General features: G+C 62.1%; 21 protein-coding genes. 15 read left to right on the forward strand and 6 right to left on the reverse strand.

Features of this window, described 5'->3' with window-relative positions; genetic code table 11:
* Nucleotides 1–158: 158 nt before the first annotated feature.
* Both ABDW49_RS00135 and ABDW49_RS00140 read right to left on the reverse strand, forming a co-directional pair.
* Nucleotides 159–317, reverse strand: a complete 159-nt coding sequence (locus tag ABDW49_RS00135; protein ID WP_343608764.1) for a hypothetical protein — start codon at nt 315–317, stop codon at nt 159–161.
* Nucleotides 310–1,863, reverse strand: a complete 1,554-nt coding sequence (locus ABDW49_RS00140; RefSeq protein WP_343608766.1) for an anti-phage dCTP deaminase — start codon at nt 1,861–1,863, stop codon at nt 310–312. The genes ABDW49_RS00135 and ABDW49_RS00140 overlap by 8 nt, the downstream gene beginning before the upstream one ends.
* A 1,045-nt stretch (nt 1,864–2,908) precedes the next feature.
* On the opposite strand from ABDW49_RS00140, the gene ABDW49_RS00145 reads away from it, so the two are divergent.
* The 3 genes from ABDW49_RS00145 to ABDW49_RS00155 all read left to right on the forward strand — a co-directional run bounded on the left by ABDW49_RS00145 (nt 2,909) and on the right by ABDW49_RS00155 (nt 3,992).
* Entirely contained in the window at nt 2,909–3,121 is a 213-nt protein-coding gene (locus ABDW49_RS00145; protein WP_343608767.1) for a helix-turn-helix domain-containing protein, read from the forward strand.
* 143 nt (nt 3,122–3,264) lie between these two features.
* A complete protein-coding gene (locus ABDW49_RS00150; protein ID WP_343608769.1) occupies nt 3,265–3,714 on the forward strand; it encodes a hypothetical protein in 450 nt (149 codons plus the stop codon).
* Nucleotides 3,711–3,992: a DUF3761 domain-containing protein gene (locus ABDW49_RS00155; protein WP_343608770.1), complete on the forward strand. Its 282-nt coding sequence runs from the start codon at nt 3,711–3,713 to the stop codon at nt 3,990–3,992. The genes ABDW49_RS00150 and ABDW49_RS00155 overlap by 4 nt, the downstream gene beginning before the upstream one ends.
* Nucleotides 3,993–4,263: 271 nt before the next feature.
* Here the strand turns inward: ABDW49_RS00155 and ABDW49_RS00160 are convergent, their stop codons facing one another.
* The 3 genes from ABDW49_RS00160 to istA all read right to left on the reverse strand — a co-directional run bounded on the left by ABDW49_RS00160 (nt 4,264) and on the right by istA (nt 6,964).
* On the reverse strand, nt 4,264–4,500 hold the full coding sequence (locus ABDW49_RS00160) for a hypothetical protein (protein WP_343608771.1): 237 nt from the start codon (nt 4,498–4,500) through the stop codon (nt 4,264–4,266).
* Between the two features lie 174 nt (nt 4,501–4,674).
* Nucleotides 4,675–5,454, reverse strand: coding sequence for an IS21-like element helper ATPase IstB (gene istB, locus ABDW49_RS00165; protein ID WP_343608772.1), 780 nt, complete (start codon nt 5,452–5,454; stop codon nt 4,675–4,677).
* Nucleotides 5,444–6,964 carry an IS21 family transposase gene (gene istA / locus ABDW49_RS00170; protein WP_343608774.1) on the reverse strand — a complete coding sequence of 507 codons (1,521 nt, stop codon included), beginning with the start codon at nt 6,962–6,964 and terminating at the stop codon, nt 5,444–5,446. Before istA ends, istB begins: the two co-directional genes overlap by 11 nt.
* A 435-nt stretch (nt 6,965–7,399) precedes the next feature.
* Here istA and ABDW49_RS00175 point away from each other — a divergent pair, with 435 nt between their 5' ends.
* The 4 genes from ABDW49_RS00175 to ABDW49_RS00190 all read left to right on the forward strand — a co-directional run bounded on the left by ABDW49_RS00175 (nt 7,400) and on the right by ABDW49_RS00190 (nt 11,346).
* Complete coding sequence (locus tag ABDW49_RS00175) at nt 7,400–8,557, forward strand: MFS transporter (protein WP_343614072.1); 1,158 nt, start codon at nt 7,400–7,402, stop codon at nt 8,555–8,557.
* A 161-nt stretch (nt 8,558–8,718) separates the two neighbouring features.
* Nucleotides 8,719–10,326 (forward strand): inorganic phosphate transporter, encoded by a 1,608-nt coding sequence (locus ABDW49_RS00180; RefSeq protein ID WP_343608776.1) that lies wholly within the window; start codon nt 8,719–8,721, stop codon nt 10,324–10,326.
* A 20-nt stretch (nt 10,327–10,346) separates the two neighbouring features.
* Nucleotides 10,347–10,628, forward strand: a complete 282-nt coding sequence (locus ABDW49_RS00185; RefSeq protein WP_343608777.1) for a hypothetical protein — start codon at nt 10,347–10,349, stop codon at nt 10,626–10,628.
* Nucleotides 10,561–11,346, forward strand: coding sequence for a CorA family divalent cation transporter (locus ABDW49_RS00190; protein ID WP_343608779.1), 786 nt, complete (start codon nt 10,561–10,563; stop codon nt 11,344–11,346). Before ABDW49_RS00185 ends, ABDW49_RS00190 begins: the two co-directional genes overlap by 68 nt.
* A gap of 265 nt (nt 11,347–11,611) precedes the next feature.
* On the opposite strand, the gene ppk2 is transcribed toward ABDW49_RS00190, so the two are convergent.
* A complete protein-coding gene (gene ppk2, locus ABDW49_RS00195) occupies nt 11,612–12,535 on the reverse strand; it encodes a polyphosphate kinase 2 (RefSeq protein ID WP_343608780.1) in 924 nt (307 codons plus the stop codon).
* A 185-nt stretch (nt 12,536–12,720) separates the two neighbouring features.
* Here ppk2 and pstS point away from each other — a divergent pair, with 185 nt between their 5' ends.
* The 8 genes from pstS to ABDW49_RS00235 all read left to right on the forward strand — a co-directional run bounded on the left by pstS (nt 12,721) and on the right by ABDW49_RS00235 (nt 19,872).
* Nucleotides 12,721–13,731, forward strand: coding sequence for a phosphate ABC transporter substrate-binding protein PstS (gene pstS, locus ABDW49_RS00200; protein WP_343608781.1), 1,011 nt, complete (start codon nt 12,721–12,723; stop codon nt 13,729–13,731).
* Between the two features lie 19 nt (nt 13,732–13,750).
* Nucleotides 13,751–14,737 carry a phosphate ABC transporter permease subunit PstC gene (gene pstC / locus ABDW49_RS00205; RefSeq protein ID WP_343608783.1) on the forward strand — a complete coding sequence of 329 codons (987 nt, stop codon included), beginning with the start codon at nt 13,751–13,753 and terminating at the stop codon, nt 14,735–14,737.
* Nucleotides 14,734–15,591: a phosphate ABC transporter permease PstA gene (gene pstA / locus ABDW49_RS00210; protein ID WP_343608784.1), complete on the forward strand. Its 858-nt coding sequence runs from the start codon at nt 14,734–14,736 to the stop codon at nt 15,589–15,591. The genes pstC and pstA overlap by 4 nt, the downstream gene beginning before the upstream one ends.
* Nucleotides 15,588–16,400: a phosphate ABC transporter ATP-binding protein PstB gene (gene pstB / locus ABDW49_RS00215; protein ID WP_343608786.1), complete on the forward strand. Its 813-nt coding sequence runs from the start codon at nt 15,588–15,590 to the stop codon at nt 16,398–16,400. The genes pstA and pstB overlap by 4 nt, the downstream gene beginning before the upstream one ends.
* A gap of 12 nt (nt 16,401–16,412) precedes the next feature.
* Nucleotides 16,413–17,120: a phosphate signaling complex protein PhoU gene (gene phoU, locus ABDW49_RS00220; protein ID WP_343608787.1), complete on the forward strand. Its 708-nt coding sequence runs from the start codon at nt 16,413–16,415 to the stop codon at nt 17,118–17,120.
* A 225-nt stretch (nt 17,121–17,345) separates the two neighbouring features.
* Entirely contained in the window at nt 17,346–18,773 is a 1,428-nt protein-coding gene (locus ABDW49_RS00225; RefSeq protein ID WP_343608789.1) for a hypothetical protein, read from the forward strand.
* A gap of 195 nt (nt 18,774–18,968) precedes the next feature.
* Nucleotides 18,969–19,334, forward strand: a complete 366-nt coding sequence (locus ABDW49_RS00230; protein ID WP_343608791.1) for a hypothetical protein — start codon at nt 18,969–18,971, stop codon at nt 19,332–19,334.
* Nucleotides 19,335–19,377: 43 nt separating this feature from the next.
* Nucleotides 19,378–19,872, forward strand: coding sequence for an MmcB family DNA repair protein (locus ABDW49_RS00235; RefSeq protein ID WP_343608793.1), 495 nt, complete (start codon nt 19,378–19,380; stop codon nt 19,870–19,872).
* Nucleotides 19,873–20,153 lie beyond the last annotated feature (281 nt).

Raw genomic sequence — 20,153 nt, forward strand, 5'->3', positions numbered from 1 at the left:
GTGCATTGTGTTGAGTGTACGCTCAACAAATTTGAAACGCCAACGGCAAAGCCGCATCATGCCATTGCGATAACGGTATCGCAAAAGCCTAGCTGCCAGCAGCGCAAACGGCCAGCAGCAAAGAACGCACTAAAGTTTTGATCAAGCTAGAGCGGAAATTAGCCCATCCGCATCACGCGCTGCGGGAACTCGTATCCGCGCATGCGATAGCCATTCCAATCTGTCTCGCTATCCAAGCGGCGCTTGGTGGATTCAGAAAGTTTCTTTAAATTTTCAGCATCTTGCTGTGCCTGCCGGAGGAATGTCTGATCAGCCATTTCTGTCTCCCTGGGCTTCTTCAACAACGGCGTCCTTATGAATCATGGATGCAAGCTCCGCAACCCGGCCGGAAAGATTTTCCTCCAAGCTGAAGTCACTCACACCCAGCACTCCATCAACGGGTATGGCTTCGTTACGGTTCCAATGAACGATATTCCCGGCACGATTCTTCCGAGGCCGATACTCAAAAACGCGCTGATACAAGCGCGGAGCAACGCCGGTGAAGGGCTTGAACTCGACCGTGTGTGGGAGCGTACCAGTGCTATCGTCGGTCTTAATCTCAGCGCTGTATAAGGTTTGCGTCATGCTTTTCGGATAAGGCTCGATAAACACAACCTTTGCCACACCAGCCGCGATGATATGCCTAGCGCAGATATGGCAGGGGAAGGTCGTGCAATAAAGCGTCGCATCCTGGGTCGCGCGTCCAAATCGCGCAGCCTCAGCCAATGCATTCATCTCCGCATGGACCACTCGCCCGAACTCAATGAGATTGCGAACCCTTGCATCGCCCAGATGGGGTTTCCACTCGCCATGGACGAGGGCTGCTGCCAAATCCTCATCTGAGCGCTGTGCGATCTCTTTTTCGAGAAGCCCGGCGTGCCGAAATGCCTTTACAACCTCCCGGATGGCATTCTGAATTTCCGATGCATTAGGGTCATACTCGACGGTGTGATCCCGATTGTCTTTTGCACCCTCCCTGCCTTCGAAAAAAATTCCCCCGCCAGGATAGGGCACATCATTGCAGCCAGAGGAAATGATCGCCCCTGATTTTTCGGCTATGACGGCCCCGACCTGTCGCGACAGATCGCAAGAGCGCAATGCCGCCGCCTTGGCCACAAACATCAGGTATTCTGCCAGGGTCGGCGTAGAAAATGGCTCCCCAAAGATCAACTCGACGAACCGCTTGATCTGAACCTCTGTGTTTTCCTCATGGCTGACAAAAAGATCGGCAAGAGGAAAGGTGGATTGGACATCCTGAGACAGGTCGGTGGCGTCCCTTTTTTCATCTTCCTCGATTACCTGCCTTGCAGCCTGATAATGCTCATCTCGGGTGGTGGTATGCTGACTGGCAGCGATACGCTTCGCCAGTTTTGAAATTCTATCGGTTTTTGGACAATATACTGATATAAGAAGAAAATTTCTTCCGTAGACGCGGCGCAGAGTGCGGACCTCGGCTGGATTTTTGAGAGAATCGATGACGAACGCAGTTGAGCCTGCCGTTTCAGGCGTCTCCTGCTGCGAACCCTTTCGAATGCGTCGAATCTCAGCCGCCGCAAGGCAGATCACACCATCTCCCTGTTTTTGAGCGCGGCGTATCTCATCCCCGGCATTCATAAGGGCGGCAATACGCTTATTCTCGGGCATTCCAGACGTATTCGTACCGCAAAATGCGCCGATGATCTGGCTAAGCTTTATTTCTTCGTAGGAATAATCAAGGGCTGCAAGCTGCGCACGAAGCTGTAATTTAACGCTTTCCAGGTCCGAACCTGCGGCGCCCACCAACCCGATGTAAATGTCCGGCCTTGGTGTCTGCTCACTCGCCATGCTTACCCCCTCCTACAAACTTAGACCTGCCCACATATCTACCGTCAATTCGATCCATTACTTAAATACAAATATTTCATCTATAGCTAATCAAATCGGATGTCTCCGGCAGGATCGAAGCGCCAGCCGAACAATCTGCGCCCAGGCCACCGATCTAGGCGGGCGCGCGTCGGCTGGCTTTGGCCCTTCCCGGCACCAGCCGGCGCGCTTAATGGCGCAAACCGCAACCAGCCTTGGTTTGTAAATGGGATCACTCCCCTAGAGCGGGGGCCAGACCCTGACTGCTATCACCAGTGCCAGGAGCGCTGCCAGCAGCAAAAACTTAAGGATAATCAGCATCTGTATGCTCATCACGCATCCTTACCGAGCCAATCCTCCCAGCGCCACCAATCGGGTTGGGGAACCAAGGGCGCTGGGAACCATGCATTCGAAACGGTTCTCCATGTCGTGAATACATAATACAAGCTGGGAAGCGTCAAGCCTGCTCCCATCCCCTACCGCGCCTGCTCAAATTGAGAAGGGTTGAAATTCAAAGAAAATCGGCTGCGCAGGTCAGCGGCATAGGCCCGCTGCGCACCACAGCGTTCAAAGCGCGGCCAGTGCTTCCCTCCGAGCAAGGCAACGGACCGACAGGCGGAAAAGAGCTTGATGGGGTCCACCGCGATTCGGACCTCAATTGGCGCATTCGCAAGCTCATGCGGAAAGCCAGACGCACGCCGGAAAGGGCGTAAGATGTAATGCACCGTACGCACAGGTGCTGCGGGCAATTTTCCATTGTAGAGCAAGATGTTGCGCCTGTGTCCCACGGCACACAAAAACATCCATCTGGGGCACACATGGCACACGAGCTAAGGCAAGCCGCTTTCAACCATATGGAATGTCCTCGTTATTCTGTACCACACGGCCCACGCGCATATTTCTGGGGCCGGCGCTGACCGTGCATTCCAGCATTGTCCTCGAACGCCGGAAAGGGGGATTATCTGGCTAGCGGTTCGGTGCTATCCTAATGACGTGGCGGGCAGACCAGGAACAATGGACTGCCCATATGACGACGCCGAAGCATATCTATCCAGACACCGCCGTGCCGCTGCCTATTGCCGTGCGTATCTCTGAAGCCAGCCGATTGACCGGGTTGGGCAAGACCAAGCTCTATGCCCTGATCGCGTCTGGGGATCTGACCAAGGTCAAGATTGGCGGCGCCACGCTCATACCAATGAAAAGTCTGGAGGCTCTGCTGGAGCAAGGATCGCGGTTATAAGGCCGGATTGATGATGGCTTAAGAACTGCGGGCGGCCTGATCGGCTGGGTTATTCTGCGCCCGACCAAAATTCTCCGTAGAGATCCGAACGCATCTCTGATTATACCATGCCATCGGAAAGCAATCAGGGGGCTGTTGCATTCATGCGTTGGATTATGGGTCTTGCCGCTGCGATGGCGTTATCTGGGTGTGGAAGCGAAGCGTCTGGACCGTCCACTTCAGAGGCGTCATCTTCCTCATCAGCGGCTGAGGCTCCGCAGATCAAGCCCTGGCTGAAGCCCGAGGACATTGTGCGCTTTCCGCAAAGCATGGTCGCTTGCATGAAGCGAGACGATTTGCAGGAGGTCATGGCGCTGGGGCTATCTGGACACTCGACCAAGATGAAGGCCTATTTCTCGCCTGATTCCGATGGAGGCCTGCGCTGCGTCATGCTGCCCACCACCAAGAAATTTAAGATCATCGATGCCGAGGCCAATAACCCGAACATGCCCGATGCTTTGATCGTTGAGCTGGTCGGGGCCGATGTCGATCAAGCTGAGCATGGGGCGTTTGCTGTGGTGCTGGACAAGTCGATGGCAGAGGTGGCGAAGTGAAGCGCCTATTCACCGCCCTAGCACTGGCGTCGCTGGCACTGGCCACACAAGCCGACGCCCGGGCCACCCATCATTACGCGCGTCACGCGACCTATCACAGCTATGGCCCGGCGGGCGGGCGCCATTATCGCAACGTCGATGGCAATTCGATCCATAGCCCGATGCAGGCCAGTTCGCGGCCAGACGGTGCCACAGCCCATTGCCGGGACGGATCATGGAGCTTCAGCCAGCATCATCGCGGGACATGCTCGCATCATGGCGGGGTGGCTTCATGGTGAAGTCGCGGCGATCACATTGCCGCACGGATCGGAATTTGCGGCTTGAGGCGATAGCCCTTGGCGCCCTCATCTTGCTGGGCATCGGATCTGCTGCGGTCGGCTTCCTGATGCAGCGGGGCCTGATGCCATAAGCCAGAAGCCCAAACCCCCGCTCGCGAACTAGCCTGCCGCGCCCTGTCCCGCTTCCATGGCGTGCCAGGGGACCCTCAGTTTGAGGGGCGGCCTATGTGGGAGAGCTATATCTCAGCGGCGATGGCGGTAGTGGGGATAATTAAGCTGCTGCACGTGCTTGCCAAATATCCATCAGGCGAAAAGCGGCTTCAAGGGTTGGCATCTTTCCAAGGATGTTTATTCCCTTGTCTCCAGGCTCATCAGATGCTTCAAACAAAAAGTACCCATCGAAGCCGAGATGCTCCGCTTCATAGGCAGATAGACTCTGTGAAGAAAGTTGGCCAAGATGAAGGAACCGCTTTTCGCTGATCTTCACTGATCCCAGGATTTCGTCCATGGCAATTACTCCTGCTTCCCAACCTCGCATCTCAGTTAATGATCTAGCCCTTTTCATGGTATCGTCAGACACCGCGAGGACTGGTTGTTGATTGCCACTGAGATGTGACCCGGGGTTTCCATTGAGAATTGACCCGGGTGGGTGTGGGTTATGTGCTGCCTCTGGCGGGCAGGTTCAAGATGCCGGCTTCTCCTTTTTGGCTTTGGGCGCAGCGGTGCTGGCGCGGAAGCGGAAGCTGTCGTTTCCAGTTTCCAGGATGTGGCAGTGATGAGTGAGCCGGTCGAGCAGCGCGGTGGTCATCTTGGCGTCGCCGAACACGCCGGACCATTCGCTGAAGCTCAGGTTGGTGGTGATCACGACACTGGTGCGCTCGTATAACTTGCTCAGCAGATGGAAGAGCATGGCCCCTCCTGATGGGCTGAAGGGCAGATAGCCCAACTCGTCGAGGATAAGCAGATCGAGGCGCAGCAGGCGTTCCGCCAGTTGGCCGGTCCGGTTGGCTGTCTTCTCCTGCTCCAGCGCGTTGACCAGATCGACCGTGGAGTAGAAGCGCACCTTCTTGCGGTGATGCTCGACAGCCTGAACGCCCAGCGCCGTGGCGATATGGCTTTTACCCGTGCCCGGGCCGCCGATCAGCACGACATTGTCGGCGTTTTCCATGAAGTCGCCCTGGTGAAGCTGGCGCACGAGTGCCTCGTTGATCTCGCTGGCAGCAAAGTCGTAGCCGGCCAGATCCTTGTAAGCCGGGAAGCGGGCGGCCTTGATCTGATAGGAGATGGACCTGACCTCCCGCTCAGCCATCTCTGCCTTGAGCAATTGGGCCAGCATCGGCACGGCAGTATCGAAGGCAGGCGCGCCCTGCTCGATCAGTTCGCCTGCGGCCTGAGCCATGCCGAACATCTTGAGGCCGCGCAGCATGACGACGACTGCGGCGCTGGCGGGGTCATGACGCATGGCGGATCTCCCTGAGCATATCATAGCGATCGACATTGGCCTTGGGCTCCTGCGTCAGGCGCAAGGCCTGAGGCGCATCAATGGGCGATGCCGGAGGTGCCTTGCCGTCAATCAGTCGGTGCAACACGTTGAGAATGTGGGTCTTGGTGGCGACACCAGCTTCCAAGGCCAGCTCGACCGCACTCAGGACCGCCTGCTCGTCGTGGTGCAGCACCAGGGACAGGATCTCCACCATTTCCCTGTCTCCGCCGGAGCGCTTGAGGAGGTGGCTCTGCAAGTGCCGGAAGGCTTCAGGCATGTCCAGGAAGGGCGCACCATTGCGCAGGGCACCGGGTTTGCGCTGGACCACCGCCAGATAATGCCGCCAGTCATAGATCGTGCGACCGGGTTTGTGGTGGGAACGGTCGATGAGCCGGACGTGCTCGCACACGATCTGGCCCTCGGCGGCGATGACCAGGCGATCGGGATAGACCCGCAGGCTGACTGGCCGGTTCGCAAAGGAAGCGGGCACGCTGTAACGGTTGCGCTCGAAGGCGATCAGGCAAGTGGGCGACACGCGCTTGGTCTGTTCGACAAAGCCATCGAAGGGCCTGCCCAGCGGCATCAGACAGGAGGCTTCCTCAGCATGCACATCAGCCACGGTGCCGGGCATAAGGCCGTGCTGGATCTCGCCCCATTGCGCGATACATCGTTCTTCCAGCCAGGCGTTCAGCGCCGCCAAATCCCCAAAGCTGGGCATCGGCTGCCACAACCGCCGCCGGGCATCCTGCACGTTCTTCTCGACCTGCCCCTTCTCCCAGCCTGACGCTGGATTGCAGAAATCAGTCTCGAACAGGTAATGGCTGGCCATGGCGGCGAACCTGGCGTTGACCTGTCGCGCCTTGCCCGTCCCGATCTTGTCGACGGCGGTCCTCATATTGTCGAAGATCCCGCGCTGGGGCACGCCGCCCAGCACCCGAAAGGCCTGCGTCAGCGCGTCAAACAGCATCTCATGGGTTTGGAGCAAGTAGGCCCGCACGATAAAGGCGCGGCTGTGGGCCAGCTTGGTATGGGCAACCTGCAGCTTGGTCACCTTGCCGTCCAGCACGGCATAATCCTCGCTCCAGTCGAACTGGAAGGCCTCGCCGGGTTGGAAAACCAACGGCACGAATGTCCCGCGCCCGCTGGTTTGCTGTTCATACTGAAGATCGCTCCGCCATCGCCGGGCAAAGGCAGCCACCCGGTTATACGAGCCTTCGTACCCCAGCTTCACAAGGTCGACATACAACTGCTTGGCGGTCCGCTTCTGCTTGCGGGATTTCTTGGATTCCACCCGCAGCCACGCCGTCAGCTTCTCGGCGAAGGGATCGAGCTTGCTGGGGCGCACCGGCACCTTGAAACTGGGCTCCACCGTATCGGAACGCAGATATTTGCGGATGGTGTTGCGCGACAGGCCGGTCCGTCGCTTGATCTCCCGAATGGGGATATCCTGCCGAAAATGCCATCGGCGGATCACACTGAGTAAGTCCATGTCGATCACTCCGAGACCCTCCGACTGACAGCCGGAGGGGAGGGAAACATGGGTCAATTCTCAGTGGAAACTTATCAGCTCCCCGGGTCACATCTCAGTGGCAATCAACAGCCTATGCTGCAACCGCGAAGAAGGCTATAAGAGCCTCACTCGAAGGAGGCTGCCCCGGTGGGGCCGGTCTGCCAGACCGGCAGAATCGCGGTGCCTGCGAATTCCCCCCATTCGCTCGATGAACGGATAGCTGGTGATTTTTGATCTTTTTTCCTCCGCGGGACTGTGTCCTGAGGTTCCTGGCCATGCCGTCTCCGGACAGCAGCCCTCGGCCCTTCTGACAGGGGAGCGCTGACCATGGCCGGCCCCGTGCTTTCCAGCAGCCCCGCCCCGCAGGTCGATGCGCGCAATGTCCCGGTGGGGCTGGTGCATCTCGCGCTGGCGATGGGCGGCTTCGCCATCGGCACCACCGAATTCGCCACCATGAGCCTGCTGCCCCCCATGGCCGCCGGGCTGCATGTCGACGCGCCCACCGCGGGCCATGTCATCAGCGCCTATGCATCGGGCGTGGTGATCGGCGCGCCGCTGCTGGCGGTGCTGGGGGCGAAGCTGGCGCGGCGCACGCTGCTGATCCTGCTGATGGCCGCCTTCTGCCTGTGCAATGCGCTCAGCGCCATTGCGCCGGACTATCACTGGATGCTGGCCTTCCGCTTCCTTTCCGGCCTGCCGCATGGCGCCTATTTCGGCGTGGCCGCGCTGGTCGCCGCCTCGCTGGTGCCGCAGGACAAGCGCGCGCAGGCCGTGGGGCGGATCATGCTGGGGCTGACCATCGCCACCACCATCGGCGTGCCCGTGGCAAGCTGGCTGGGTCAGGTGATGAGCTGGCGCTGGGGCTTTGGCGTGGTCGCCATTCTGGCGCTGCTCTGCGCGACGATGGTCGCCATCTTCGTGCCGCATGACAAGCCCGACGCCGACATCAACCCGCTGCGCGAGCTCGATGCACTCAAGAACGGGCAGGTCTGGCTGACGCTGGGCGTGGGCGCCATCGGCTTTGGCGGCATGTTCTGCGTCTACACCTATCTCGCCTCGGCGCTGGAGAATGTGACCCATGCCTCACCGACCGGCATTTCGCTGGTCTTCGCGATCTTCGGTCTGGGCATGACTCTGGGCAACATGTTCGTGCCGCGCTTTGCCGACCGCGCGCTGATGCCCACCGCCGCCGCGCTGCTGGTGTGGAGCGCGCTGTGCCTCGCGCTTTATCCGCTGGCGGTGCATCACCTCTGGGCGGTGTCCGTGGTGATCTTCGCCATCGGCTGCGGTGGGGCGATGGGCACCATCCTGCAGACCCGCCTGATGGATGTCGCGGGCGAGGCCCAGAGTCTGGCCGCCGCGCTCAACCATTCGGCCTTCAACACCGCCAATGCGCTGGGGCCCTTGCTGGGCGGCATGGCGATCACGCAAGGCTATGGCTGGGCCTCGACGGGTTTTGTCGGGGCGGCGCTGGCGCTGGGCGGCCTGCTGATCCTCATTCTGGCCATGCGGCTGGAGGCGCGCGATGCCGCGCCGCAGCATCATGAAAGAGAGATGTGCGAAGCGTCATAATCGCGGCCAAGAAGCCCTTTTGTAACGACGATGATTCGCATCGAAATGGCACGAAGTCTTTGCGGGATGGTGATTTAACGTCTTTTTAAGACACCCCTTTTCGATTCTCGCGAATCTGTCACATGCGAGGCTTATCCTTCCGGCCCGAAGGAGATCGCCCGATGAATGCCACCCTAGCCACCCCAACCACGCCCGTGGCGCGTGCCGACCTCGACAAGGGGTTGGGCACCGCCGGAAAGCTGGGCTTTCTGGCCGCCGTTCTGGTCGGCATCGGTTATGTCGCCACCAGCGTCTATTCCGATGCCAGCGCGGCGGGCGTTCATGCCACCGCCTTCCTGCCCTATGCGCTGCTGTTCCTCGCCCTGCTGATCGCGCTGGGCTTTGAATTCGTGAACGGCTTCCACGACACCGCCAATGCCGTGGCCACGGTGATCTACACCAACTCCATGCCCGCCAATGTGGCTGTGGTGTGGTCGGGCTTCTTCAACTTTCTGGGTGTGCTGGTCTCCACCGGCACGGTGGCTTTCGGCATCATCTCGCTGCTGCCGGTCGAGCTGATCCTGCAGGTCGGCGCGGGTCAGGGCTTTGCCATGGTCTTCGCCCTGCTGATCGCGGCGATCCTGTGGAACCTGGCCACCTGGTTCTTCGGCATCCCCAACTCCAGCTCGCACACGCTGATCGGTTCGGTGATCGGCGTCGGCGTCGCCAACGCCCTGATGCATGGCCGCAGCGGCACCTCGGGCGTGGACTGGTCGCAGGCCGCCAACATCGGCCGCGCCCTGCTGTTCTCGCCCATCATCGGCTTCATCATGGCCGGCGCGCTGTTCTTCCTGGCCCGCGCCCTGGTGCGCGTCCCCGCCCTCTACCGCGAGCCCCAGAACGGCAACCCGCCGCCGCTGTGGATCCGCGTGCTGCTGATCGGCACCTGCACCGGCGTCAGCTTCTTCCACGGTTCGAACGACGGCCAGAAGGGCATGGGCCTGATCATGCTGATCCTGATCGGCACCGTCCCCACCGCCTATGCCCTGAACCGCGCCGTGCCCTCGGCCTATGAAGCGCAGTTCCACACCGGCTCGGCCGCCGCCGCCGCCGCCCTCAACGCCCATGCCGGTGGGGCCAAGCCCGCCGCCAACAGCGAAAAGGCCATCGAGGCCTATATCGCCACCAAGGAAAAGGCCCCCGACACTGTCGCCTCGCTGGGCGCTCTGGTCAGCGACATCGACAATCAGGTGAAGGGCTATGGCTCGCTGTCGCGCGTGCCGGCCACCGCCACCCGCAACATGCGCAACGACATGTATCTGGCCTCCGAAGGCCTCAAGCTGATCACCGCTGACAAGAGCCTCGGTTTCTCGGACGCCGAGACCAAGGCCCTCACCGGCTACAAGGGCTCGCTCGACAAGGGCACGCGCTTCATTCCCACCTGGGTGAAGGTCGCCGTCGCCCTCGCGCTGGGCCTGGGTACGATGGTCGGCTGGAAGCGCATCGTCGTCACCGTGGGCGAAAAGATCGGCAAGACCCACCTGACCTATGCTCAGGGCGCCGCCGCCGAAATCACCGCCATGGCCACCATCGGCATGGCCGACGCCTTCGGCCTGCCGGTTTCCACCACCCACGTCCTGTCCTCGGGCGTGGCCGGCACCATGGCCGCCAACGGCTCGGGCCTGCAGGCCAGCACGCTGCGCAACATGGCGCTGGCCTGGATCCTGACCCTGCCCGCCTCGATCGTGATCGCGGGCGTGCTTTATGTTATCCTGTCGGCCATCTTCTAAAGGTTAGGCCGCCAAGACGCATGAGCGAAGACTACGAAACGCTGCACGAAACCGTGCGGCAACCGGGGGCGGTCTGGTGTTACAGCCAGACCGCCCAAGGCGTTCCAAAGCTGGACCACCGCGAGCCCTCGGCCGATTTGCCCTTCCGCTGGCTCCACCTCAATCTGGCCGACCAGCGCAGCCTGCGCTGGCTCGACACGCAGGCCGACCTGCCCGCCCCCCCTGCTGTCGGTGATGCATGGCCGCGAGGGCGCGCCGCGCTTCGATGTGGTCGGCGATGCGATGGCCTTCACCATCCATGATTTCGAGCGCGATTTCGGCGCGAACATCAGCAACCGCGTCGGCGCGCTCCATGTGCTGATGCGCCCCGGCCTGCTGATCACCGGCCGCACCCGCCCCCTGCGCGGCGCCGATCTGGTGCGCGCCCGGCTGGAACAGAGCGATCCGCTGGACAATGCCGTGGATGCCCTGTCTCTGCTGCTCGACACCTATGTCGAGGGCATGGCCGGGCTGGTCGCGGACCTGGGCACCCAGCTCCTCGAAGCCGAGACCGAGCTGATGGAGCATGATCACATGCCCGACTCCCGCGAGCTGATGAGCGCGCGCCGCCTCTCGGCCCAGCTCCACCGCATGACCGTGGGCCTGCGCGCCACCATGCAGCGCATGGAGCGCGAACCCCGCCTGCCCCCAGCGGTCTGCGCCATCGCGCGCGATCTGCTGCCGCGGATTGTGGATATGGACACCGATATCGTCGCGGCGCAGCTCCATCTGCGCCAGTTGCGCGATGAGCTGGACCTGCAGGCGGCTCAGCGCACCAATGAGAACGTCTATCTGCTCTCGGTGCTGACGGCTTTGATGATGCCCGCGACTTTGGTGACCGGTTTCTTCGGGATGAACACCGGGGGACTGCCTTTCGCCCAAGGGCCATCCGGGACGTTTATGGCCACGCTGGTGGCCCTGCTGGCCGGTGCGCTGACCTGGTGGCTGTTGCGGATTATGGGGTTGGTCAGGCGGAAGTAAGGCTGAAAAGAGAATGCGAGGGCCATCGCCCTCGCGCTCCCTTTAATGTCTGCCTCAGCACTACGGGTTCAGCCTTGCGCCCAGCTTGCCGCGCCGCAGGCATTAAACGACAGATCAGGCGCCATGCTTTCCTGCCTGCGGCGCCTGATCATGCGCAGGTGGAGAGGCTGGGCACCACAATGCGGCGCCACTGCCGCTTCGTCGGAAGACGTTATGGGAGCGCGAGGGGGTAACCCCCTCGCATCTTTCTTCCTACCCTAAACCCTCAATACCGCTCCGGCACATACATCTCGCGCGGCACCGGATGGCGCTCATAATCGTCATGTCTCACGCGCGGGGGCAGCACCACCGGCGCGCGCTCGACGTCGCCATAGGGGATCTGCTCCAGCAGATGGGCGATGCAGTTGAGGCGGGCCTTCTTCTTGTCCACGGCCTCGACCACCCACCACGGGGCTTCGGGGATATGGGTGCGCTCCAGCATCTCTTCCTTGGCGGCGGTGTAGTCCTCCCAGCGGCGGCGCGATTCCACGTCCATGGGGGAGAGCTTCCACTGCTTGAGGGGGTCCTCGATACGCATGTTGAAGCGGAACTGCTGCTCCTCGTCGGTGATCGAGAACCAGTATTTGATCAGGATGATGCCCGAGCGGATCAGCATGCGCTCGAACTCCGGCACGGAGCGGAAAAACTCCTCGACATCGTCCTTGGAGCAGAAGCCCATCACGCGCTCGACGCCCGCGCGGTTGTACCAGCTACGGTCGAAGAGGACGATTTCGCCAGCCGCTGGAAGATGCGCGGCATAGCGCTGGAAGTACCACTGCGTCTTTTCGCGATCGTTGGGGGCGGGCAAAGCGGCGACGCGGCAGACGCGCGGATTGAGGCGCTGGGTGATGCGCTTGATCGCGCCGCCCTTGCCGGCCGAGTCACGGCCTTCGAACAGCACCACGACCTTCAGGCCCTGGCTCTGCACCCAGTCCTGCAGGCGCACCAGTTCGTGCTGCAGGCGGAACAGCTCGCGGAAATAGATGCGGCGGTCGAGCGCCCGGTCCATCACCTCGCCATCCTGCTCGGAGGGCATCTGCTCCATCAAGGCATCGAGTCGGCGCTCTTCCAGCTCCATCTCCAGCTCTTCATCGAAGCTGTCGGCAAGTTCGGCCTTGATCCGGGCGATGTCTGTCACATAGTCTGTCATGCAGGCAGCCTATCGCCCCCTTGTGTCCGAACCGTGACAGGCGGAAATCAGCCAATTTAAATGCATCTTTGCCCGATCGTGACAAGTGTCACCAATCTGTCACGAAGCAAATCTAGGGCGGCTGGTGAGGACGGAATCGTGTCGTCCGAGCGGGCGCTTTGCGCCTTTCACCCATGGGGGTTTCGATGAACAAGTTTTCCAAGTCGTTGACGGTCGTTGCCGCGGTCGCCGCGCTGGCCACGGGCGGGGCAGCCCTGGCCGACATCACCGGTGCCGGTTCCACCTTCGTCTATCCGATCCTGTCGAAGTGGTCGGCTGACTATTCGAGCCACGGCGGCGAGAAGATCAACTATCAGTCGATCGGTTCGGGCGGCGGTATCGCCCAGATCAAGGCCGGCACCGTGACCTTTGGCGCCACCGACAAGCCGCTGGAAGCCAGCGAGCTCGACGCTGCCGGTCTGGCCCAGTTCCCCGTCGTCATCGGCGGTGTGGTTCCCGTGGTTCACCTGGCGGGCATCCGCCCCGGCCAGCTGCGTTTCTCGGGCTCGGTGCTCGGTGACATCTATGGCGGCCAGATCAAGAGCTGGAACGACCCCAAGATCAAGGCGCTGAACCCCGGCGTCAACCTGCCCAACGCCGCGATCACCGTCGTGCACCGTTCGGACGGTTCGGGCACCACCTTCAACTTCACCCACTACCTCAGCCAGGTCAGCCCGCAGTGGAAGGGCAAGGACGGCACCGCCGTTTCCTGGCCCGCCGGCATCGGTGGCAAGGGTAACGAAGGCGTCGCCGCTTACGTGAACCAGGTCAACAACTCGATCGGTTACGTCGAGTATGCCTATGTCGTGCAGAACAAGATGGTCTACACGCAGGTGCAGAACGCCGCCGGCAAGTTCGTGTCGCCCAATGGCGCCAGCTTCCAGGCCGCTGCCAGCCACGCCGACTGGGCCCATGCCAAGGACTTCTACCTTGTCATGACCAACGCGCCGGGCGCCACCTCCTACCCGATCACCGCGACCACCTTCGCGCTGATGTACAAGCACCCCAAGAACCCCGCCCAGTCGGCCTCGGCGATCAAGTTCTTCAAGTGGGCGCTTGAGCATGGTGGCCAGCAGGCGATCAACCTGCAGTACGTTCCGCTGCCCAGCGCGCTGGTGAAGCAGATCGAAACCTATATGGCCGCCAACATCAAGTAAGCCGGACAGAGGACCAGCAATGTCAACCGCTCTACACACGTCCGATCAGGACGGTCTGGCCCAGCCAGACCGTGCCGGACAACCCGCCGCCGCCCTTGGCGACAGGCTTTTCCGGCTGCTGACGGGCGGAGCGGCATGGCTGGTCCTCATCCTGCTGCTGGGAGCCGCCGGCTCGATGGCATGGGGAGGCCGCGAGGCCTTCCAGACCTTCGGCTGGAGCTTCATCACCAGCAAGGACTGGGACGCTGTCGGCCATCAGTTCGGCGCTCTGGTGCCGATCTACGGCACCATCGTCTCCTCGCTGATCGCCATGATCGTGGCCGTGCCGATCAGCTTCGGCATCGCCACCTTCCTGGCCGAAGTGGCCCCGCGCTGGATGCGCGGCCCCATCGGCATGGCCATCGAGCTGCTGGCCGCCGTGCCCAGCATCATCTACGGCATGTGGGGCCTGTTCGTCTTCGCGCCCTTCATGAGCGAGCATGTCGAACCCTGGCTGACCGAGCACTGGGCCACCCTGCCCCTCGTCGGCGTGCTGTTCGACGGCCCGCCGATCGGCATCGGCATGCTGACCGCCGGGATCATCCTGGGCATCATGACGATCCCCTTCATCTCCTCGGTGATGCGCGACGTGTTCCAGGCGATCCCGCCCGCGCTGCGCGAATCGGCCTTTGCGCTGGGCGCCACGCCGTGGGAAGTGGTCTGCAAGGTCACCCTGCCTCACACGCGTTCCGCCGTGATGGGCGCCATCTTCCTGGGCCTGGGCCGCGCGCTGGGCGAGACGATGGCCGTGACCTTCGTGCTGGGCAACGCCCATGATTTCTCGCTCTCGCTGCTGATGCCCGGCAACTCGATTGCCGCGGCCATCGCCAATGAATTCACCGAAGCCGATTCGCCGATCTATCACTCCGCGCTGATCGCGCTTGGCTTCCTGCTCTTCGTCGTGACCTTCATCGTGCTGGCGATTGCCAAGTTCATGTTGCTCCGCATCGAAAGGAAGGGTCGATGAGCCGTCAACCCATGAACCCCATCGTTCGCCGTCGCCAGATCACCAATGCCATCGCGCTGGTGCTGGCCACCGGCGCCACGCTGTTCGGCCTGCTGTGGCTGGTGTGGATCCTGTGGACCACCATCACCCAGGGCGCCTCGGCGCTGAGCCCGGCGCTCTTCACGCAGATGACCCCGCCTCCGGGTGAGGAGGGCGGTCTGCTCAACGCCTTCTACGGCAGCGCGGTGATGATCGTGCTGGCCATTGTGGTGGGTACGCCCATCGGCATTCTGGCCGGCACCTATCTCTCCGAATTCGGCAAGACCTCGGCGCTGGCCGAGACGATCCGCTTCATCAACGACATCCTGCTTTCCGCGCCCTCGATCGTGGTCGGCCTGTTCATCTACGAACTGGTGGTGACGACGACCGGCCACTTCTCGGGCTATGCGGGCGGTCTGGCGCTGGGCATGATCCTGCTGCCGGTCGTGGTTCGTACCACCGACGAGGCGCTGCGCCTGATCCCCAACCAGTTGCGTGAGGCCGGGCTGGCCCTGGGCCTGCCGCAGTGGAAGGTCGTGGGCTATGTGATCTACCGCAGCGCATCGACCGGCATCGCCACCGGCGTGCTGCTGGGCGTGGCGCGCATCAGCGGCGAAACGGCGCCCCTGCTCTTCACCGCCCTCAACAACCAGTATTGGAGCACCGACCTCTCGGCCCCGATGGCCAACGTGCCGGTCGTGATCTTCCAATACGCGATGAGCCCCTATGACAGCTGGCACGCCCTTGCCTGGGCCGGTGCCTTTGTCGTGACAGCCTTCGTTCTTGCCCTCAGCATTGCGGTCCGCCTGTTCCTGCGGCCAAGGAGTTTCAAGTGAGCGCTCTTATCACCGATCGTCCGGCGCAGACCGGGTCGCAAGACCTCTCGCAGCGCCCCACCAAGGTTTCCGTCCGCAACCTTGAGTTCTTCTATGGCAAGACCCGTGCCCTGCATGGCGTCAACTTCGATGTGCCCGCCAACGCCATCACGGCGCTGATCGGCCCTTCGGGTTGTGGCAAGTCCACGCTGCTGCGCACCTTCAACCGCATGTTCGAGCTCTACCCCGAACAGAAGTCCACCGGCGAGATCCTGCTGGACGGCGAGAATGTGCTGGCCAGCAATTACTCGCTGGCCAATCTGCGCGCGCGCATCGGCATGGTGTTCCAGAAGCCCACGCCCTTCGCCATGTCGATCTTCGAAAACGTGGCCTTCCCGCTGCGCCATTACGAGAAGCTGTCGAAAGCCGAGATGCAGGAGCGCGTCGAGATCGCGCTGACTCAGGCCGCGCTGTGGAACGAGGTCAAGGACAAGCTGGACCGTTCGGCTCTCGCCCTTTCGGGCGGTCAGCAGCAGCGTCTGTGCATCGCCCGTACCCTGGCCGTGCGCCCCGAAGTTGTGCTGCTCGACGAACCCACCTCGGCGCTCGACCCGCAGTCGACCGCGCGCATCGAAGAGTTCGTGCTGGAACAGGCCCGCAACTTCACCTTCGTGATCGTGACTCACAACCTGCAGCAGGCCGCGCGCATCGCCGACCAGACCGCCTTCATGCTGAACGGCGATCTGGTCGAGGTCGGCCCGCACGAGCAGATGTTCATCCACCCGCATGACCCGCGCACCCGTGACTATGTCACCGGTCGCTTCGGCTAAGGAACCAGCACCATGAGCGAAGAGATTCTGCCTCCGCACACGCTGCGCGCCTTCGACAGCGACATTTCGCGCATCCGCAACCTGATCCGCACCAGCGGCGATCTGGCCGCCCGCCAGATCAGCGATGCCGTGGAAGCCCTGGTGCGCCGCGACATCGAATCCGCCGCCGAGATCGCCGCCAATGACGGGCAGCTCGATGCCCTGCAGTCGGCGGTCGAGCTGGATGCGATCAACACCATCTCGCGCCGTTCGCCCCAGGCCGACGATCTGCGCGAGCTGTTCTCGACCATCAAGATCGTCGGCGATCTGGAGCGCGTGGGCGACTACGCCAAGAACATCGCCAAGCGCACCGTCGCCCTGGCCGAGGCGCCGGTGGCGCCCTCCGAAGGCGACATTCCCACCATCGCCGACATGGTTTCGGTGATGGTCGAGGATGCGATCCGCGCCTATATTGAGCGCGACGCCGATCTGGCCCGCGATGTGATCGAACGCGACGGCGTGGTGGACGAGGCCTATAGCGCCCTGTCGCGCGCGATCCTGCAGGACATCACCGAAACCGGCGCCGATCAGGTCGAGCGCATCGCCCATGGCGCGCATCTGCTTTTCGTGGCCAAGAATCTGGAGCGCGTGGGCGACCACGCCACCAACATTGCCGAGATCACCTATTACAGCCTCACCGGCATCTCGATGGGCGCAAGGGCGACCGCTGGCACGGTGTGATCCCTATTCGTGCGGACCGATTCTTCGATCCGCCAATTGTGACAAAGACAAGGGCAGAAGGCATCATCGCCTCCTGCCCTTGTTGCTATTTTGCCGCAGGAAAATATTGATTTTCAATGTAATAAAAACTTTATCAAAAAACTATGTCAGTGTCTCGAAACTGTCATAGCATATTTTTAATCCCCGAGGGCGTTCAGATCACAAGACCTCATCAGGGGACATTTCATGAGTCGGAAAGTATTGTTGTTGGCAGCGGTCGCTGCCGGCGGTCTGGTTGTGCCTACCGCCCAGGCCGCCACAGCCAAGCACCACCCCGTCAAGCATCGCGCCGTCGCCCACGACAGCAGCGCCGAGCTGCGCAGCGAAATCGCCGCGCTGAAGGCCGAAGTCGCCGCCCTGCATGACGCCGTGACCACCCAGCAGCAGGCCCAGGTGACCCAGCAGGCTCAGGTCGCCCAGGCCCAGACCCAGGTCGCCGCCCAGCAGGAGCAGACCCAGGTCGCCAGCACCAAGGCCGATCAGGCCCTGGCCCTCGCCGCCAAGACCGAGACCGCCGAAGCCAAGACCGAGAAGAACGTCTCCGCGATGAGCTGGGCCGGCCAGACCAAGATCTCGGGCCGCATGTACTTCAACTTCAGCAATGTGAACCAGTCGGCCAGCGGTCAGAAGACCACCGGCACCGGCACCGGCTTCGACATCAAGCGTCTGTACATCGGCATCGATCACAAGTTTAACGACATCTTCGCGTTCAACGTGACGACCGACATCAGCAACGTCGTGGGTTCGACCTCGAACTACAACTACGCCAACCCGACGACCTTCGGCTCGCCGGTGGGTCGCGGCCTCTACATCAAGAAGGCCTATCTGGAAGCCAAGCTCGACCCGGCCCTGATCATCCGCGCCGGTGCGGCCGACATGCCCTGGGTGCCCTATGATGAAAACATCTACGGCTACCGCCACATCGAGAACACCATCATCGACGGTCCCTTCGGCACCTCGGCCGACTGGGGTGTCCATGTGCTGGGTAACCTGGGCAAGCACTTCGACTATCAGGTCTCGGCTGTGAACGGCGCGGGCTACCGCAACGTCAAGGTCAGCAAGGACGTCGATTTCGAAGGCCGTATCGGCACCAATTACAACGGCTTCTTCGCAGCCATCGGCGGCTATGTCGGCAAGCGCGGCCTCGCCATCGAAGGCACGCCGATCTATCACACCGCCAAGCGCCTCAACGCCATGGCCGGCTTCAAGAACGACCTGTTCACGCTGGGCGGCGAATATTTCTACGCCAAGGACTGGAACAATGTGAACGTCGCGGGCGAGGATTCGGCCAAGGGCTACACCGCTTTCGGCAGCGTCAACCTTGCCAAGAAGTGGTCGGTGTTCGGCGAGCATCAGTGGGTGCAGCCCAACGTCTGGACCAACCCTGCCCTGCGCCAGAACTACTTCAACGTGGGCATCCAGTATGAGCCCATCAAGATCGTCGACATCGCGCTGGTCTACAAGCGCGACACCGTCAACAACGGCAATTTCGCCACCAACAACGGCTCCTATGGCCCCACCTACACCACCGGCATCGGCTGCGGCACCACGGTGGCGGCGCCCTGCAACGGCACCTACGACGAAGTCGGCATCTTCGGTCAGATCCGCTTCTGATCGAGAACACGGCATGGCGGGCCCGAGGAATCGGGCCTGCCACTCCATCCGGGCCACCACCCTTTTTCGATTGGCCCGACACCTCCGACGCGCCCGCCCCTCATGGTCCGGGCGCGTTTTTGTGCCTGCTCCGGGCGATCCCGCGAAGATATGGTTAGCAATTTGGAAAGGCATGACCGCCTAGGCTGCGCCACCATGAATGCCATGCCGCCCGATTTTCACGCCGCCTTCAGCGCTCCGGTCGAGACCGGCGCGCTCACCCAGCGCTGGGTAGCGCTGGCCGGCGCGGCGCGGATCATCGCCCAACTGGCAGGCCTCTCCCGCCAGAGCGAGATCGAACTGGCCGTGGCCCCGCCCCTCGCCCTGTCGCTGGCCAGCGGCAAACGGCAGGCGTTGGTCGATCAGGCCATCGATGACCTCCTCGCCGTGATGGAGCCCGGCCTCACCGCCCTGCTCAATGTGCATCAGCGCGGGGGCGTCACCACGCCAGCCGCCATGGCGCTGTGGCAGGAGTTCCTGCGCGCGAAGGATGGACTGGCCGCGCTGGCCCCGCTGGTCTGACGCGCCCCTTGAAAGTTCTCGATCTGTTCGTATCCTTGCGAGCATGGATCTGCCCGAGTCGTCCGACACCGCCCTGAAGCTTGACGCCGCCGCCACGCTGCGCGGCATCGCCCGCATGTTCGCCCGCAACGACATCTGGTGCCTGCCCGAAATGCCGCTGCGGGGCGGTCGCCGCGCCGATCTGATGGGCATCGACGCCAAGGGCCATGTCATCATCGTCGAGATCAAGGTCGCCCGCGCCGACCTGATGGGCGATGCCAAATGGACCGACTATCTCGACCATTGCGACCGATTCTACTGGGGGCTGGCCAGCCATCTCGATCGCACCTGCATGGACACCGAAGCCTTCCTGCCCGGACGCTGCGGGCTGATCGTGGCCGACAGCTATGACGCCGAAGTGCTGCGCCCCGCGCCGCTGCATGCGCTTCCCGCCGCGCGCCGCAAGGTCGAGGTGGAGAGGCTGGCCCGCGCTTCCTTGCGGCGGCAGACCGTGGCGGCTGATCCTGGGATCGGAATGTGGGGTGGGGAAGGGTTTTAGAAGATAGATGCGAGGGCCATCGCCCTCGCGCTCCCTTTACTGTCTACGTTGCGCATCGGGTTCGACGTTACGCTGGGTTTGCCGCGCCGCAGGCTTTAGGTTTTCCAGCACAGCCCATCGTTTAAAGGATGACTGCCTGCGGCGCCAGCAGGTGGAGAGCTTTGGCGCAAGGATCGGGCATCCCTGCCCCATCGTCGGAAGACGTCATGGGAGCGCGAGGGGGTAACCCCCTCGCATCTTTCTACTTCCTTCTTTCCCGAATCCTCCCCCAAACTTCCAGC

The sequence above is a fragment of the Novosphingobium sp. genome (genome assembly GCF_039595395.1).
Classification (GTDB): Bacteria; Pseudomonadota; Alphaproteobacteria; order Sphingomonadales; family Sphingomonadaceae; genus Novosphingobium.

Excerpts from the sequence above, each read along its gene's own strand:
- ABDW49_RS00135 (WP_343608764.1), bottom strand. The coding sequence starts at position 317 with ATGGCTGATCAGACATTCCTCCGGCAGGCACAGCAAGATGCTGAAAAT.
- ABDW49_RS00140 (WP_343608766.1), bottom strand. The coding sequence starts at position 1,863 with ATGGCGAGTGAGCAGACACCAAGGCCGGACATTTACATCGGGTTGGTG.
- ABDW49_RS00145 (WP_343608767.1), top strand. The coding sequence starts at position 2,909 with ATGACGACGCCGAAGCATATCTATCCAGACACCGCCGTGCCGCTGCCT.
- ABDW49_RS00150 (WP_343608769.1), top strand. The coding sequence starts at position 3,265 with ATGCGTTGGATTATGGGTCTTGCCGCTGCGATGGCGTTATCTGGGTGT.
- ABDW49_RS00160 (WP_343608771.1), bottom strand. The coding sequence starts at position 4,500 with ATGGACGAAATCCTGGGATCAGTGAAGATCAGCGAAAAGCGGTTCCTT.
- istB (WP_343608772.1), bottom strand. The coding sequence starts at position 5,454 with ATGCGTCATGACCCCGCCAGCGCCGCAGTCGTCGTCATGCTGCGCGGC.
- istA (WP_343608774.1), bottom strand. The coding sequence starts at position 6,964 with ATGGACTTACTCAGTGTGATCCGCCGATGGCATTTTCGGCAGGATATC.
- ABDW49_RS00175 (WP_343614072.1), top strand. The coding sequence starts at position 7,400 with ATGGGCGGCTTCGCCATCGGCACCACCGAATTCGCCACCATGAGCCTG.
- ABDW49_RS00180 (WP_343608776.1), top strand. The coding sequence starts at position 8,719 with ATGAATGCCACCCTAGCCACCCCAACCACGCCCGTGGCGCGTGCCGAC.
- ABDW49_RS00185 (WP_343608777.1), top strand. The coding sequence starts at position 10,347 with ATGAGCGAAGACTACGAAACGCTGCACGAAACCGTGCGGCAACCGGGG.
- ABDW49_RS00190 (WP_343608779.1), top strand. The coding sequence starts at position 10,561 with ATGCATGGCCGCGAGGGCGCGCCGCGCTTCGATGTGGTCGGCGATGCG.
- ppk2 (WP_343608780.1), bottom strand. The coding sequence starts at position 12,535 with ATGACAGACTATGTGACAGACATCGCCCGGATCAAGGCCGAACTTGCC.
- pstS (WP_343608781.1), top strand. The coding sequence starts at position 12,721 with ATGAACAAGTTTTCCAAGTCGTTGACGGTCGTTGCCGCGGTCGCCGCG.
- pstC (WP_343608783.1), top strand. The coding sequence starts at position 13,751 with ATGTCAACCGCTCTACACACGTCCGATCAGGACGGTCTGGCCCAGCCA.
- pstA (WP_343608784.1), top strand. The coding sequence starts at position 14,734 with ATGAGCCGTCAACCCATGAACCCCATCGTTCGCCGTCGCCAGATCACC.
- phoU (WP_343608787.1), top strand. The coding sequence starts at position 16,413 with ATGAGCGAAGAGATTCTGCCTCCGCACACGCTGCGCGCCTTCGACAGC.
- ABDW49_RS00225 (WP_343608789.1), top strand. The coding sequence starts at position 17,346 with ATGAGTCGGAAAGTATTGTTGTTGGCAGCGGTCGCTGCCGGCGGTCTG.
- ABDW49_RS00230 (WP_343608791.1), top strand. The coding sequence starts at position 18,969 with ATGAATGCCATGCCGCCCGATTTTCACGCCGCCTTCAGCGCTCCGGTC.
- ABDW49_RS00235 (WP_343608793.1), top strand. The coding sequence starts at position 19,378 with ATGGATCTGCCCGAGTCGTCCGACACCGCCCTGAAGCTTGACGCCGCC.